This window comes from Rhizobium sp. EC-SD404 (genome assembly GCF_902498825.1).
GTDB lineage: Bacteria > Pseudomonadota > Alphaproteobacteria > Rhizobiales > Rhizobiaceae > Georhizobium.
Map to the genome: position 1 here is coordinate 1,429,545 of NZ_LR701459.1, position 15,052 is coordinate 1,444,596.

The 15,052-nt window shown below is 62.7% G+C and carries 13 protein-coding genes; 9 read left to right on the forward strand and 4 right to left on the reverse strand.

The window, feature by feature from the left end; translation table 11 throughout:
• Positions 1-11 precede the first annotated feature (11 nt).
• Complete coding sequence (locus tag GC125_RS07755) at positions 12-965, reverse strand: polysaccharide pyruvyl transferase family protein (RefSeq protein ID WP_151985158.1); 954 nt, start codon at positions 963-965, stop codon at positions 12-14.
• Positions 962-1,936 carry a glycosyltransferase family 2 protein gene (locus tag GC125_RS07760; RefSeq protein ID WP_151985159.1) on the reverse strand — a complete coding sequence of 325 codons (975 nt, stop codon included), beginning with the start codon at positions 1,934-1,936 and terminating at the stop codon, positions 962-964. Before GC125_RS07760 ends, GC125_RS07755 begins: the two co-directional genes overlap by 4 nt.
• Before the next feature lie 108 nt (positions 1,937-2,044).
• Between GC125_RS07760 and GC125_RS07765 the strand changes: the two genes are divergently transcribed.
• The 8 genes from GC125_RS07765 (at position 2,045) to GC125_RS07800 (ending at position 11,889) form a co-directional block, all read left to right on the forward strand.
• The gene (locus GC125_RS07765; RefSeq protein WP_151985160.1) at positions 2,045-3,511 is read left to right on the forward strand and encodes a lipopolysaccharide biosynthesis protein; all 1,467 of its coding nucleotides are present in this window, start codon (positions 2,045-2,047) and stop codon (positions 3,509-3,511) included.
• A gap of 166 nt (positions 3,512-3,677) precedes the next feature.
• Positions 3,678-4,478, forward strand: a complete 801-nt coding sequence (exoK, locus tag GC125_RS07770; protein ID WP_151985161.1) for an endo-1,3-1,4-beta-glycanase ExoK — start codon at positions 3,678-3,680, stop codon at positions 4,476-4,478.
• A gap of 8 nt (positions 4,479-4,486) precedes the next feature.
• Entirely contained in the window at positions 4,487-5,644 is a 1,158-nt protein-coding gene (locus tag GC125_RS07775) for a glycosyltransferase family protein (RefSeq protein WP_151985162.1), read from the forward strand.
• Positions 5,641-6,669 (forward strand): glycosyltransferase family 2 protein, encoded by a 1,029-nt coding sequence (locus tag GC125_RS07780; protein ID WP_151985163.1) that lies wholly within the window; start codon positions 5,641-5,643, stop codon positions 6,667-6,669. Before GC125_RS07775 ends, GC125_RS07780 begins: the two co-directional genes overlap by 4 nt.
• Positions 6,666-7,583, forward strand: a complete 918-nt coding sequence (locus GC125_RS07785; RefSeq protein ID WP_151985164.1) for a glycosyltransferase family 2 protein — start codon at positions 6,666-6,668, stop codon at positions 7,581-7,583. The genes GC125_RS07780 and GC125_RS07785 overlap by 4 nt, the downstream gene beginning before the upstream one ends.
• Complete coding sequence (locus GC125_RS07790) at positions 7,573-8,523, forward strand: glycosyltransferase family 2 protein (RefSeq protein WP_151985165.1); 951 nt, start codon at positions 7,573-7,575, stop codon at positions 8,521-8,523. The genes GC125_RS07785 and GC125_RS07790 overlap by 11 nt, the downstream gene beginning before the upstream one ends.
• Positions 8,524-8,581: 58 nt before the next feature.
• The gene (locus GC125_RS07795; protein ID WP_151985166.1) at positions 8,582-9,487 is read left to right on the forward strand and encodes a UTP--glucose-1-phosphate uridylyltransferase; all 906 of its coding nucleotides are present in this window, start codon (positions 8,582-8,584) and stop codon (positions 9,485-9,487) included.
• Positions 9,488-9,594: 107 nt separating this feature from the next.
• Positions 9,595-11,889, forward strand: coding sequence for a polysaccharide biosynthesis tyrosine autokinase (locus GC125_RS07800; protein WP_286165418.1), 2,295 nt, complete (start codon positions 9,595-9,597; stop codon positions 11,887-11,889).
• Positions 11,890-11,905: 16 nt separating this feature from the next.
• On the opposite strand, the gene GC125_RS07805 is transcribed toward GC125_RS07800, so the two are convergent.
• Positions 11,906-12,685: a metallophosphoesterase family protein gene (locus GC125_RS07805; RefSeq protein WP_286165419.1), complete on the reverse strand. Its 780-nt coding sequence runs from the start codon at positions 12,683-12,685 to the stop codon at positions 11,906-11,908.
• Positions 12,686-12,790: 105 nt separating this feature from the next.
• Here GC125_RS07805 and GC125_RS07810 point away from each other — a divergent pair, with 105 nt between their 5' ends.
• A complete protein-coding gene (locus tag GC125_RS07810; protein ID WP_151985168.1) occupies positions 12,791-13,903 on the forward strand; it encodes an acyltransferase family protein in 1,113 nt (370 codons plus the stop codon).
• 241 nt (positions 13,904-14,144) lie between these two features.
• Here GC125_RS07810 and GC125_RS07815 read toward each other — a convergent pair whose 3' ends face one another.
• Complete coding sequence (locus GC125_RS07815) at positions 14,145-15,035, reverse strand: polysaccharide deacetylase family protein (protein WP_151985169.1); 891 nt, start codon at positions 15,033-15,035, stop codon at positions 14,145-14,147.
• Between the last annotated feature and the right edge of the window lie 17 nt (positions 15,036-15,052).

Here is a 15,052-nt window from a genome sequence, read left to right on the forward strand (position 1 = left end):
ACTGCATCGACCTAGAAATAGTCTCTCCGGATCTCGTCGAGAACGGCGGCGAAGCGATCCTTGCGTTCATTCAGGCGGGCATCGTCGCTGATCCTCGCCGGAGCGCGCGCAGCGCGCCATAGGGCAAGGGTGGCCGGACCCGACAGGATTTGCTTCGTCAATTGCCGCAATCCGGAACCACTGGCCTGCTCGACCCCGGCGTGACGCTCGAGCACGGTCGTATTGTCCGGTGAAGGTGCTGCAGCCACCATTTTCCGATCGGCGAAATCAAAACCCCAGAAGGAGGCGCCTTTTGCGATGGCCTCGGCGCGCGACGAGATCGGCAACCGTCTGGGTGCATACTCAACGCCGACGGAGCGCGCCCAGTCGGTCCATTTGAAGCTGTTGATGCTTTGCGAGGTCGTCACCGCGACCCACGGCACGCGGAATGCGTCGGCGAGGATCGCCGCATGCATCGATTCCGCCACAACGAGCTCTGCGCTTGCGATGGCGCGGATGACCGATTTGGCTTCCCCGCACGGGTCGACATATCCGATCCCTGCCAGGCGGCAGAGTTCGGGCCAGAGGCTGCCGATGGTCGATTCCCAGTGCGGCACGAAGATTGTGCCGCCGTTTCGCTCGATCGATTGAAACTCCGGCATGTCGGCCACCATCACCGCGGGGTCGATGATGCCGAATGCCTCCGGCAGTCCGACCTTCTCGGCCGTCAGCGGGCCGCGCACGCAGCGGATGTCCCAGAGCGTTTCGTCCCTCATGTCTGGCAGAGCGCCGTAACCAAAACCGGAGCCGACGACCAGCTTGCGCCCGCCGGTTTTCAGAAGGTCGGCGTTCAGCACCGTTCCGACGCCGACGAGCAGGACATCGGGAGTGACATCGCGGAAGCCCGGCAGCAGGAAATCCCAAAGCCAGAGATTGAGGTCGTCACCGAAATTGCCGTGATCAGATTCCCAGTAGAAAGGTGTCATGACCGCTCTGCCTGCTTTTTGAATTTTGAGACTGCGAGGTCGAGCGCGCTCGCCATGAGCTTCGGATCGCGCCAGGCCCATTTGACCAGTTCGCCGAGCTGGGGAGAGCGGCGGCGTTTGATCAGCTTTGCCTGCCCCCACAGCGCTTGGCGCCGCGCAGTCTGCTTGTAGCATTCGATTGAGGCGAGGTCCTTGGGCGCATGTTCGAACAGGCGCTCCAACCTGTCGAGTGCAGCCCAGGTGTTGAACTGCTGCTTCAGGAACTGCGGTGACGTGTTGTCAACGCCATGGAAGATGTTGAGCCCTTCGCCCCGCACCGCGCCGGGTGTGTCGCTGAGGATCGACCGACTGGCCTTGCGCACGCACTCATAGAAAAAGAGCACATCCTCCGCAGCGAGGCGCAGGCTCGATTCGAAGCGAACTGTTCGAAAGAGCGGGGCTGCAATCACCATGCAGGACAGGTGCATGAAGCTCCAGTTTTCCAGCATGACGCCCGGCAGGTCGGCCGCCTCGAAGATCGGCGGATCATCCGAGAGCCGGGACAATTCAGTCCTCTGGCTGAGGGCAGTCATGTCGAAATGATAGTGAAAGGCGTCGCCGCCACCGATCGCGGCGAAATAACACTGCGCATCAAAAAGTGACAGCGCAGCGAGCGCTGTTTTCAGATGGCCGGGCGTCCATTCATCATCGGAATCGAGGAAGGCGACATAGTCGGAATCCGCTGGAACACGGTCTAACCCGGCGTTTCGCGCGGCTCCCGGCCCGCCATTCTGCTGTTTGACGATGATCAGCCGATCCCGCTGGGCCGCATCGAGGCCTTCGAGCTCCGTTTCGATGGCCTGAGGGGATTCGTCATCCACCACGATGACGTCAAAATTGGCGTGCGTCTGGGAGAAGACAGAGGCTAGCGCACGGCGCAGTATGCCGGGCTCGCGCTGGTAATATGGAATAACGACGCTGCATTTCGTCATGTCTTTCAGCCTCTTGGCTCCGCGGCTTGAGCCGGGGAGATGGAAACGGAACGTGGCTTCCCGCCGATCGGTGACCGGCGGAATCCGACAAGACGAAAGAGCCCCCTGATGCCTCCCGCCATCTCGTTGAAGACTGTCACGAACAATGTCGGATGGAGCGTCCTGTCAAAGACGAGCACATTCGGGCTGAAGTTTGTCACGGTTCCGATCCTGGCCCGGCTGCTGTCGCCGGAAGAGTTCGGTATCGTCGCCGTGGCGCAGACCGTCGTGCTGTTTCTGACGATGGTCGGCGGGGCAGGGCTCGCTGCAGCACTCATCGTCGAACGGACGGAGGACGAGGAGACCATTCACTCGGTCTTCTGGACCAATCTCGTCATCGCCATCGTGATGGCTGCTGCCCTCTATGTTTTTGCCGAAGAGCTTTCGACTTTGATGGGGGCGCCCGGCGGTGGGGTGGTGCTGGAAGTGCTCGCCTTCCTCATCCCGATCCAGCTTTGCGGGGATGTCGCCTACGCGCTGCTCGCCCGGCGCATGGCCTTCGACCGGGACGCCTTCTGGAGCGTGCTCTCGGAGTCGGCCGGCGCGGTCGGTGCCGTCGTGCTCGCGCTGGTCGGTTTCGGGCTTTGGGCGCTCGTCGCGCAGCTCTTCATCTCGGCAATGCTGCGTCTCGCCGGATTGTTCATCGCGACCGGCTACCGGCCGCGCCTTGCCTTCTCTCTGTCCCGTGTCCTGTCGCTCGGCCGCTTCAGCGCCGGGCTGATGGGGTCGGAGGTCTTCAACTTCATCACCTTCCAGTCGCCGCTCATCGTCATATCCCGGCTTCTCGGCATCGCGGACGCAGGCGCCTATTCGGCCGCCAACCGGTTCTCCAGCATTCCGAACCAGGTGGTGCTCGCGGCTTTGATGGGCGTGCTTTTCCCCACCTTCAGCCATATGGCCGAAGACCGTGACCGGCGCTGGCGCGCCCTTTTCCTCTCGACGCAGGTCTGCTCGCTCATATTGGCGCCGATGATGTTCGGCCTGTGGGCCGTGGCAGAACCCGCCATGCTGGTGATCTTCGGCGAACAATGGGCCTGGGCCTGGCCGGTGCTCGGCCTGCTTGCTCTGTCGAAAGGCATCCTGGCTCCTTGCAGCACGTTTATTCCCTATCTCAAGGGCATCGGTCGCAGCGGTGTGCTGTGGTGGGTGGCTGTCGTGCGCGCTCTGATCGTCACCGTTGCGGTTGCCTATGGCGCGATCAGCGGCGGTCTTGTCACGGCCATGGTCTGGCTCTGCATCGCCAATGGGCTGACGCTTTTCTTCTACAGCTATGCGGTTTTCAGAGCCGATGGTCGTCCGTTCTGGCGCAGCTTCCTGATCCTTTGCCGGCCTATGATGGTCGCCTTCGCCATGGCGTTGGCGACCCGCGTCCTGCTTGAGATGACCGGAGACGCCATCGGCGGGCCCATCATGCAGCTCGCCGCCGCGGGTCTGTTCGGCGCCGCGCTCTACGCCGTGATGATCGTGCCGCTGGAATGGACGCTCCTGAAAGACCTTGTCCAAAGCATTCGCAGGTCGCGTTTGGCAAAGGCATGACCCTGCTGCGGCCGGAGCGGGTAACGCGCGATCATAAATCGTTATCGACGGACGGCCCGTTTCACTCGCCAAGTCACATTGTGCACCGCAAACTGAATTAAAGATTGCCGAAGGGAGGTCGTGGTGCGGTCCGTGACGAGGCGGGCCGAAGTTGGAGTGGTGTATCATGCGTTCGTCCCAGTCTGCAGCCAGTGGCTGCAAGCTCATTCTGCCTGCCTTGCTGGTTTTCGCCGCGTTGCCGGCCGAGGCGCAGGAAGTCCAGCGCAACGAATCCTTCGTCGAGAATTTCGACGATCGTCTCCATCCTGCCCGCTGGTACATCTCCGATGGCTGGAACAATGGCGACCACCAGAACTGCACGTGGTCCAAGGATCAGGTGAGCGTTGAAGACGGGCTTCTGAAGCTCGCTTTCGAAAGTCGCACGCTCGGCGAACGGGACCATGTCTGCGCGGAAGCACAGACCCACGCCCGCTTTCATCACGGCACCTACGAAGTGCGCATGAAGGCTGTCGAAGGCTCCGGCCTCAACACCGGATTTTTCACCTACATCGGACCGGTCCACAAACAGCCGCATGACGAGATCGATTTCGAGGTCCTCGGCAAGGATCCGTCGCGCGTTCAGGTCAATCAGTACGTCGATGGTGAGAATGTCGGCGCAGAAAAGCTGGTGCCCGTCGACGGTGGGGCTGCGAGCGACTTCAACGACTACGCCTTCGTTTGGGAAGAAGGCCGGATCGCCTGGTATGTGAATGGCGACCTCGTGCATGAGGAAACCGATCCGGCGAGGCTCCCGAGCCATCCTTCCAAGATCTACATGAGCGTCTGGGGCTCCGACACGCTCACATCCTGGATGGGCGCTTTCGAAGACAGCGACGCGCCTCGGGTCGCGGAAATCGACCGCGTGTCTTTCACCGCGCTTGGTGAAGAGTGCCAGTATCCGGAATCCCTCGTCTGCATGATGGATTGAGGCGCCCCATGCTCGCCATTCTCTATCTTGTCCATGATTTGACCGACCCTGCCGTCGCGCGGCGCGTGACCATGCTGACGGCGGGCGGTGCGACGGTGAGAGTGGCCGGGTTCAGGCGGGAATTGCGGCCGGCCCCGGCGGAGCTCGGTGCCGGCGCACCGATCGACCTCGGCATGACCCGTGATGGCCGATTTGCCCAGAGAATTGCCGCGGTGGCCCGTGCAGCGCTGGGCCTTAGGCAGGCACTGGCGGGCATGGCGGCGCCCGACATCATCATCGCACGCAACCTCGAAATGCTGGCGCTCGCGCATCGCGTCGCCGGCCTTTACCGGTTGCCCCCGGCAATCGTTTATGAATCGCTCGATATTCACCGTCTGCTGCTCGGCAGCGGCGCCGTTTCCTCGACGCTTCGGACTGTCGAGCGCAGGCTTGCCGCAGATGCCGCGCTGCTGATGACGAGCTCTCCCGCATTTCTGCGCGAGTATTTCGGGCCCTATGGCCAGGTCAGCGCACCCGTCGAACTGGTGGAAAACAAGGTGCTGGCGCTTGAAGGAGAGCGTGGAATGCCGCAGGTCGGCCCGCGTTTCGAGCGCCCATGGGTCATCGGCTGGTTCGGAGCGCTGCGTTGCAGTTGTTCGCTCGCCATCCTCAAGGACGTTGCCAGCCGGATGGACGGCGCGATCGAGGTGGTCATGCGCGGCCGCCCGGCCTACAGCGAAATTCCTGATTTCGATGCGCAGGTTCGTGATGCGCCACACCTGCGCTTTGAAGGTTCATACCGGCCCGAAGACCTGCAGAGCCATTACGCGGCGGTGGATTTCTGCTGGGCGATCGACTTCTTCGAAGCGGGTCAGAACTCGGAATGGCTGCTGCCGAACCGGCTCTACGAAAGCGGCGCCCATGGTGTCATGGCGATTGCGCGCACCAACACGGAGACTGCGCGTTTCCTGCAGGCGCGGAATATCGGCATCGTGCTCGACGAAGGCTCGGCCGATGATCTCGTCGCAAGGCTTTCCGCTCTGACCGATGAAGAGTTGGTAGGACTCAGCGCGCGCCAGCAAGCGCTCGATGCATCGACATGGACTTACGGCGTCGAAGACTGCCGGGCGCTCGTAAAGCGGCTTGCAGCGCTTGCGCCAAGCCAGCACATGGAGGCCGCCGCATGAGCGATACGATGCTTGCCATGCCAAGATGCTTCGTCGTGATCCCGACGCTCAATGAGGAAGCGCATATCGGCGCTCTTCTTGAGCGGCTGATGCCATCGGCCGAGCGGCTCGACCTGACGGTCGTGGTCGCAGACGGCGGGAGCGACGACGCGACTTGCGAGATCGTCCGCGCTTTCGCGGCAGCCGCGCCGCGGGTCAGGCTTCTCGCCAATCCGCGCAAACTCCAGGCTGCAGCCCTCAACCTCGCGGTCGCCCAGTTCGGGGATGCATTCGATTGCGTTATTCGCATCGATGCGCATGGCGATTATCCGCAGGACTATTGCGACCGCCTCATCGAGGAATTCGTCGTGACCGGTGCCGATGGGGTCACGGTTTCGATGATGACGAAGGGCGAGGGGCCTTTCCAGAAGGCGACCGCGATCGCGCAGAATTCACCGCTCGGCAATGGCGGTTCCAAGCATCGCGAAGGGGCTGCCGGTCATTGGACCGACCATGGCCACCATGCGCTGATGCGAATCTCCGCCTTTCGCGCCGTCGGCGGTTATGACGAGAGCTTTAGCCACAACGAGGACGCGGAACTCGACTATCGCCTGCGGCAAGCGGGCTATCGCATATGGATGACCGATCGGACGGTCATGACCTACTATCCGCGCGCAAGCATTCTGCCGCTTTTCAGGCAGTATCTAGGCTATGGCCGCGGACGAGCAAAGAACATTCTGAAACACCGCGCCGTGCCGAAGCTGCGCCAGATGATCCCGATGATGGTGCTGCCGGCCGTTGTCGGAACGTTGCTGGCCGTCATCCACGCGCTCGCCTTCGTGCCCGCACTGGCATGGATCGGTGCCTGCCTTGCCTATGGAATATGGATCGCCGTGCGCGAGCGCACGCCACTCGGTCCACTCGCAGCCCTGTCGGCCATGGTCATGCATCTGGCGTGGTCCATCGGGTTCTGGCTGCAATTGGTGGGGATCGGGCGAACACCGAAGGCCGCTGCGCATCCGGCGACGGAGGGGTTGGTACGATGACCAGCGTCGACATCTGCGTCTGTACCTATCGCCGGCCGCAACTGGCCGACACGCTGGCCTCGCTCGCGGCGTTGACCGTGCCGGCGGGAACGACGCTCAGAATCATCGTTGCAGACAATGACGCAACGCCTAGCGCCGCGCCGCTGGTCGCACGTATCGGTGGCTCTCATCCGTTTCCGATCCGATACATTCATTGCCCGGCATCCAATATCTCGATCGCCCGCAACGCGTGCCTCGACGCGGCAGAAGCCGGCTTCATCGCCTTCATAGACGACGATTGCACGGCTTCGCCCCAGTGGCTGGCAGCGCTTTTCCACGAGATGCAGAACAGCGGCGCGGACGCGGTGCTCGGGCCAGTCGAGGCGATCTATGCCGACGGGGCGCCGGGCTGGATGAAGAGTGGAGATTTTCATTCCACGCTGCCCGTCTTCGTGCGTGGGGAACTGCGCACGGGCTATACCTGCAACGTGCTCATGCGCCGGACGGCTCCGTCGCTGGCTGGGCGTCGTTTCGATCTTGCACTTGGGCGAACCGGCGGCGAGGACACGCAATTCTTCACGGAGATGCGCGAAGCCGGCGGAAGGCTTGCTTTCGCGCCCGATGCCCATGCCAACGAACCGGTGCCTGCGGCACGGGCAAGCCTGCCCTGGCTGGCGAAGCGGAAGTTTCGCACCGGACAGACCCATGGACGGCTTCTGGCAACGTCGCTGCAGTCGTCCAGGCTGAGGCAGATCGCAGTGGCCGGTTCAAAGGTTGCCTTCTGCGCCGTCGCCGCCGCCATTTTCGCCTTTTCGCCCGTCAGGCGAAACAGGCAGGCACTGCGCGGCGTGATGCATGCCGGTGTTGTCAGCGGCCTCATCGGCGTTCGCGAAATCGTGCTTTACGGCGAAGGTGGGCAAAGCCATGCAGCCTGATGTCAGCATCATCATTGCCGCCTATAACGCGGAGGACACCGTCGCCCGCGCGGTTCGCACTGCGCTCAAGCAGGACGGCGTGCAGATCGAGGTCATCGTGGTGGACGACGCCTCCGTCGATGACACGCCCGATATCGTGTCGCGGATCGACGACGACCGGGTGCATCTTATCCGGCTTGCTGAGAACGGCGGGCCGGGGGCAGCGCGGAATGCGGGCCTCGAAGCCGCGTCGGGTCGCTACATTGCCGTGCTCGATTCCGACGATACGATGCATCCCGATCGCATGGCCCGGCTTGTTGCCTGCGCCGACCGCGAGCAGGCCGATATCGTCGTCGACAATATCGAGATCGTGGGTGATGCGGCCCCGCAGGGCGAGTTGATGTTCCCGCCGGACGAGCTTTCCAGACGAGACCGGCTCGATCTGGCGGCCTTCATCGCCGGCAACCGGATGTTCGACCGGGGCTATTCACTTGGTTACATGAAGCCGATGCTGCGCCGCGATTTTGTCGAGATGCACGGTCTTCGCTACGACACCAGCCTGCGCATCGGCGAGGACTACATCCTGATCGCGTCCGCGCTCGCGAACGGCGCCCTTTGCGTCGTCGATCCCCGGCCGGGCTATGTCTATCACATCCGCGAAGGCTCGATTTCGCGCGTGCTGGAACAGCGGCATGTGCACGCGATGCTGAGCGCCGACGAGGCGTTCGTTGCAAGCCATCACCTCGACGACCGGGCCCGGGAGGCGCAGGCGCGACGCACCCGCAGCCTGCAGGAGGCCGCATCCTTCCTGCGCCTTGTCGACGATATCAAAGCCTTGGCGCCGATGCGGGCTCTGCGGACCGCGCTCCGTGATCCGCGCGCCGTGTTGCATCTGAAGATGCCGATCATGGCGCGCGTGCGGCGCTTGCTACCAAGAGGGCGGCTTTTGGAGAGCCGTTGACGAAGAACCGATTTTGCAGGGCTGGGGGCGCTCAAGACCAAACGGAAATGGACAGCCGATGACCAAAGTCAGAAAAGCCGTAATCCCCGTGGCCGGGCTGGGGACGCGGTTCCTGCCCGCCACCAAGGCGATGCCCAAGGAAATGCTCACCGTCGTCGATCGTCCGGTGGTGCAATATGCCGTCGACGAGGCCTACGCCGCCGGCATTGAGCACATCGTGTTCGTGACCGGGCGCAACAAGCACGTCATCGAGGACCACTTCGACATCCAGCCGGAGCTGATCGACACGCTCGAGCGCGCCGGCAAGACGGCGCAGCTCGAAGCCATTCGCGAAATCCAGCCCAAGGCCGGCACGGTGAGCTTCACCCGCCAGCAGGCGCCGCACGGGCTTGGCCATGCCGTCTGGTGCGCCCGTGACATCATCGGCGACGAGCCATTCGCGCTGCTCCTTCCGGATATGGTGTCCTACGGCGAGCGCGGCTGCCTGTCGGTGGCCATGGATCTCTACGAGCAATCGGGCGGCAACGTCGTCACCGTCGAGCAATGCGACCCGACCCAGACCAAAAGCTACGGTATCGTGGGCCGGGGAGAGCCGGTCGGCAACGGTTTCGCCATCACGGAGATGGTGGAAAAGCCCGAACCGAAAGACGCGCCGTCGAACCACTACATCAACGGCCGTTACATCCTTCAGCCGGAGATTTTCGGCATTCTGGAAACGCAGTCGCGCGGAGCCGGTAACGAAATTCAGCTCACCGACGCCATGTTGCGCCTGTCCGAGCACCAGAGCTTCTACGCGGCACCGTTTGCCGGCCGGATGTTCGACACTGGCTCGAAGGAGGGCTTCATTGAGGCCAATGTCGCCTTCGCGCTGATGCGCGCGGACATTCGTGATCGCGTCCTCGGCCCGATTTCCGACCTGGTGTCGCAAGCGCGGTCGAGCGGGGTGGTCAAGCGGTCTGCTTGATCGGTTCCGGCCATCAACCTGTCCGGTCCAGTGACCGGGCAGGGTCAACCCCTCCGAAGAGGTGGCGCTGCCAAGCGTCTGAACAGATGCATCAGAGAAATTTCGCATTGGATCGTCGCCTTGCCGTGACGCCCGAACAGCCAGAGGACAAGGACCAGTTTATCGATCTGGACCGGTTGCTCAACATTGCGTGGCGGCGCGCGCGGGTCGTGGCAGTGGCGGCGGCGATCGGCCTGGCGCTCGGTGTTGCCTATCTCCTCATGACGCCTTCGACCTACACCGCTGCGACGCGCATCCTGCTCGATGAAAACCTGACGCGCTATGCGCGGGAAGAGCAGAATGGATCGGGTCCGATGCAGATCGACACGATGATGTCGAGCGAGGTCGAAATTCTCCGCTCCTCGCGCCTTGCGCAGGAAGTCGTCAAGGAACTGGACCTTCACCGAAACGAGGCGTTTCTCGATCCGCCGATGTCTCCGGTAGCCTGGCTGCGCTCGCAGATACGCTCGACGATCTCTTCGCTCGCAACAAGCGGGGAGAAGGGCGGCGGCCTGTCGGAAGCAGCCCAGATCGGCCGAGCCTCTGCGATCCTGCAAGCCAACCTCACTGCGGAGCGTGTCGGGCGAAGCTTTGCCATCGAGGTGCGCTACAGCGCCAAGGATGCCGCGCTCGCCGGGGCGATCGCCCGTGCCTATGCGGGCCAATATCTGGCCGACCAACTCAATGCCAATTTCGATGCGACGCAGCAGGCCACCGTCTGGCTGCAAAGTCGGCTCGAAAATCTGCGCACCGAATGGCTCGCCGCATCGTTGCGCGCCGAGCGCTTCCGGGCGGAAAACGACCTCACGGCGGTGAGCGGCGAACTCGTGTCCGACCAGCAGCTCTCCGAAGTCAACGAGCAGCTCATTCTTGCACAGGCGGAAACGGCCAATGCTCGCGCGCGATACCAGCGGTTCCAGGCCATCATCGAGGAAGGCCCGGAGCAGGCGGTGCTCAGTGCCGTAATCCCGACCGACATTGCCAACAGCGCATCGCTCAACGAATTGAAAAGTCGCTACCTCAACATGGTCGAGCGCGAGAGCGAAATTTCGGAGCGTTTCGGCGAGGACCATCCGCAGGCGGTGACACTCCGGCGCCAGTCGGCCGATCTCAGCCGGCAGATCTATCAGGAACTGCAGCAGGTTACGGCAAGCTACCGTAACGAATACGAGGTTGCGCAGGCACGCGAAGAATCGCTCCGGCAAAATGTGGGCGCGCGGACCGGCGAAAACTCGGTCGCCGGGGAGGCGCTGGTCGAGCTGCGTGAGCTGGAGCAGCAATCGGCGGCACTCGGCACCCTCTACCAGACCTTTCTCGCCCGCTACGAGGAGGCCTCGCAGCAACAGACATTCCCCATAGCCAAGGCGCGGGTCATCTCGGAGGCATCCAATCCGACGCGGCCATCCGCTCCGAGCAAGACGATGACGCTCGGACTGGCGCTTGTCCTGGGCATGTTCGCAGGGGCAGGGATCGGCGCGGTGCAGGAATTCCGCGAGCGCTTCTTCCGCACGGGCGACGACATTCGCCGGGCCTTAGGGATCGATTTCCTCGGCTATCTGCCGCTTGTGTCCAAGGATGGCAGCGAAGGTGAAACTTCCGCCACCGATGAAGATCCCGGCCCGGCCCTCCTGAAGCTTGCCGTCAACGCGCCCTCGTCGCTCTTTGCCGAGACGCTCCGCAACGCCCGCCTTGTGGCCGATGTGGTGCTGCAGGAAAAGCAAAGTCGTGTCATCGCATTCGCCTCGGTTCTCCCGCGTGAAGGCAAGACCACCGTTGCTGCGAACTTCGCAGGGATGCTGGCCGCGTCCGGTCAGTCAACGCTGCTGATCGACGGGGATATGCGCAATCCGGGGCTGACCCGGCGTCTGGCAATCGAGCCGAAGAGCGCGTTGGTCGATGTGCTCTTGAACGGGCATGACTGGCGCGATGCGCTGCTGGTTAGTCGCCAATCGGGGCTTGCCATCCTGCCGGCGACAACGAGCCAGCGGCTTTCGCACACGGCCGACCTGGTCTCGAGCAAGGCCATGCGCACTCTGATCGAAGAAGCCCGCGGCAGCTATCGCTATATCATCGTCGATCTGCCGCCACTCGGGCCGGTCGTCGATGCACGCGCCTTCGCGCCGCTCGCGGATGCGTTCCTCATCGTGACCGCCTGGGGCACGACACCGCGCGCATTGCTGCGGGCAACGCTCGAAAACGAGCCGCAGATTACTGGCAAGACGCTCGGTGCGATCCTGAACAAGACCGACATGGCGCAACTATCGCAATACGGCTCGTTCGGCGGGGCGGAGCGGTACATGGGTGAGTATGCTGACTACTATCTGGACGGAGCGGCGGGCCGCCGTGTTGGGACGGGTCGCTAGGAGACGCGGCGAGCGGCTATGTGGACAACACACGCCCGCCGCCGCGCCAAATGCGCAGGGCCGAAAGACGCCCGGTGAAGCAGGCACCGGTATCGACGTTGATGCGCCGGTTCTCCATTGCAACACGCGCGACGGGCGTGTGACCGTGCACGATGTAGCGATCCGGCAATTGCGTTGCCTGAGCCGGCGGAAGCCGCAGCGACATCAGCGATCGATCGCTCTGCTCGGCGGTCGGCACGTCCGGCCTGAGGCCAGCGTGTACGAACACATGAAGGCGGGTGCTGAGCAGCACCGGCAGGTCGCGCAGGAATGTGAGATGCGTGACGGGCACCGCAGCGCGGACCATCTCGCCGATTTCATCGCTCGAACTGCCGAGCCGCAGAAGTCGTTCGCTGTCGATGCCGTAGGAGGTGAGCGTCGCTTCGCTGCCGAGTGCCCGCCAGCGCTCGAGGCTCGCACGTCCTTCGAGAACGTCGAGCATGAGCTGCTCGTGATTGCCCGCAAGGCAGATGCGGTCGAAGCCCTCAGGCGGCGCTTCAAGCAGATGATCGATGACACCCGCCGAATCGGGGCCGCGATCGACATAGTCGCCAAGCATCACGATCAGCTTGCGTCCTTCGATAGCCTGGGCATCCGCGACGATCTTGTTTTCGAGCAGTCGAAGCGCGTCCAGACAGCCGTGCACATCGCCGATCGCATAGATCGGTCGATCGTCGTCCTGCAGCGTCAGGCGCGCCCGAGGCGGTGGCATCACGCTCGAACCGCCACGGCTGAATATCGACAATCCCTTCCTCATCGTCTGATCGATGTTCGCCGCGCGGACGTCGGATCGAGCGGTTGGTTCACTCCGCTTCCGAGTGCCGACCCGTCCGGGCGCTGACCCGACAGGAGTAGTCTCACCGTGGACAAAACCTTGCCATTCGCCATGACACTTCCCGACATCACGCCGGTGTCTCGGTCGACCTCGTTGCGCATTTCGATTGCACGCGTCCTCTGCATCGTTCTCGTCACTTTCGTGCACGTTCAGCCAGGCATCGCGGAAAATGTATACACCCAGCCGGTGGATGCATTCGGTCTCGTCTATTTTCTGCTGACCCGCGTGATCGGCTTGAGTTCGGTTTCACTTCTCGGAATCGTATCCGGGTTGCTCATCGCAGGGAGCCTCACCAAGGGACCTCTCTCCACCATCACCAGTAAAGTTCGCTCGCTCGTCGTTCCCCTCATCGCGTGGAACGTGGTGATGTTCGTCCTTATCATCATTTACGCGCAACTCTCCGGCAACTGGGAGAAACTGCCAGAAGCAAGCCCGCTCGGGATTGCAAACGCCTTTCTCGCTCTCCGCGAATGGCCGCTTGTCGTGCCGTTGTGGTTTCTGCGCGATCTCTTCGTCTGTAGTCTGCTGGCGCCTCTCCTCGTCAGCGCCCTTTGGCGTGCGCCCACGGCCACGTTCGCCCTTTTGATCGGCTACATGCTATTCGGGCAGGACACGTGGCTGCTGCAGCGACCGCAACTTCTGCTGTTCTTTGCAATCGGTCTCTGGCTGCGCATTGGTGCGTTCAATGACGATCAGATCGACCGCGTGACGAAGGTCTTCACTCTGGGCCTCGCTCCCATGGCGGCGATCTTCTTCTACATTCGTATCGAAGGCATTCCGTTAAACAGCCTGAACCCGCAATTTCTTGCCGCGCTGGACACGTTGTTGCGGATCACCACGGCTGCCACGATCTGGCAGGTGACGCTGCTCATCGCCGGGTCTCGGATCTGGTCGAGGATCAAACACTTCGAACCCTATGTGTTTGTTCTTTTTTGCAGCCACGCGATCGTCTTCGAATTCGCCGGCATCCCGCTGCGGCGTGTGTTCGGAAACTTCGGCGATCCCCTGTTCTCGATCTCGTTTTTTCTACAGCAGCTCATCGCCATCGCCGCCGCCTGGATCGGCGTGATGATCCTGATGCGGCTTCCCGCAGCCGTCGGCAAAGCGCTCAATGGCGGCAAGGTGCGCCTATCGAGCTGAGGGCTGTTCTGCTTGATTTTCCGAGGATGTTCGTACCTGTTCGCCAGAAGGCGCTCAGAGAGCAGACGATGCGTGCTCTAATCGTCGGCTGAAATTTGAGTGGAGTTCGCTGGAAAATGGCGGGCCGAGCACGACGATACCCAGAACTCCATTCTCCAGCACGGTTCTTCTGCCGACGCCGGGTGTGTGTGTGCTGATTGAAAGAGGCACACCCGGGCGCGGTCACTGTTCAATCAAGCTATCAACGGGCTTCCCGATACCAGTTCAAAATCTCCGAGCCGGTCATCAGCGCGACGTCGGGGTGGCTCAGGATGTGGTCGTAGAGCATTTCGAGATACTTGATCCGGTGGGGTGCGCCGGTGAGGTAGGGGTGGATGGAGATCGCCATCACGCGGGCGTTGTCGGCGCCTTCCTGGTAAAGCCGGTCGAACTGGTCGACACCGCGCAGGTAGATCTCGTCGGAGCGGTGGCCTTGCACTGCGGTGATCACGACGTCGTTGATTTCCACTGAATAGGGCACCGAGACGATCGGTCCCGATCGCGTCGAAAGCGTCACCGGCTGGTCGTCGAGGCACCAGTCGCAGACATATTCTATGCCCGCTTCGGCCAGGAGATCGAGCGTATCCTCGGTTTCGGTCAGGCCCGGGCTTTCCCAGCCGCGCGGAGCCTTGCCGGTGAAGGCGCGGATCGCCTCGACCGTGTCGACGATGGACTTCTTCTGGTCTTCGACCTTGTGCATCGGGCGCTGGATGTAGCCGTGGCCGACGAAGTCCCAGCCGGCTTCGAGGGCTGCGCGGCAGGCGGGCTCATAGACGCTCAGTGCCGTCCCGTTGACGGCGAAGCTTGCCTTGAGGCCGCGGCTCGACAACGTTTCGAGGAAGCGCCAGAAGCCGACGCGCATGCCGTATTCGTGCCAGGCCCAGTTCGGAATGTCGGGCAGGAGCGGCTGGCCCATGGGCGGCGAGAGGACGGCGCGCGGCATGGCACCGGCGGGCGACCAATTCTCGACATTGACGATCGTCCAGACCGCGACGCGCTTGCCGTCCGGAAGCTTCAGTTTCGGCCGCTGCGTGATCGGTTCATAGGGCAGGCGGTCGCGGATGCGTTCCGCATCGATAATCGGATCCGACATGGGCTAGGTCCTTCAAG

Coding starts and splice junctions, on each gene's coding strand:
- GC125_RS07785 (WP_151985164.1), top strand. CDS start 6,666: ATGACCAGCGTCGACATCTGCGTCTGTACCTATCGCCGGCCGCAACTG.
- GC125_RS07765 (WP_151985160.1), top strand. CDS start 2,045: ATGCCTCCCGCCATCTCGTTGAAGACTGTCACGAACAATGTCGGATGG.
- GC125_RS07795 (WP_151985166.1), top strand. CDS start 8,582: ATGACCAAAGTCAGAAAAGCCGTAATCCCCGTGGCCGGGCTGGGGACG.
- GC125_RS07760 (WP_151985159.1), bottom strand. CDS start 1,936: ATGACGAAATGCAGCGTCGTTATTCCATATTACCAGCGCGAGCCCGGC.
- GC125_RS07805 (WP_286165419.1), bottom strand. CDS start 12,685: ATGAGGAAGGGATTGTCGATATTCAGCCGTGGCGGTTCGAGCGTGATG.
- GC125_RS07815 (WP_151985169.1), bottom strand. CDS start 15,035: ATGTCGGATCCGATTATCGATGCGGAACGCATCCGCGACCGCCTGCCC.
- exoK (WP_151985161.1), top strand. CDS start 3,678: ATGCGTTCGTCCCAGTCTGCAGCCAGTGGCTGCAAGCTCATTCTGCCT.
- GC125_RS07755 (WP_151985158.1), bottom strand. CDS start 965: ATGACACCTTTCTACTGGGAATCTGATCACGGCAATTTCGGTGACGAC.
- GC125_RS07775 (WP_151985162.1), top strand. CDS start 4,487: ATGCTCGCCATTCTCTATCTTGTCCATGATTTGACCGACCCTGCCGTC.
- GC125_RS07780 (WP_151985163.1), top strand. CDS start 5,641: ATGAGCGATACGATGCTTGCCATGCCAAGATGCTTCGTCGTGATCCCG.
- GC125_RS07790 (WP_151985165.1), top strand. CDS start 7,573: ATGCAGCCTGATGTCAGCATCATCATTGCCGCCTATAACGCGGAGGAC.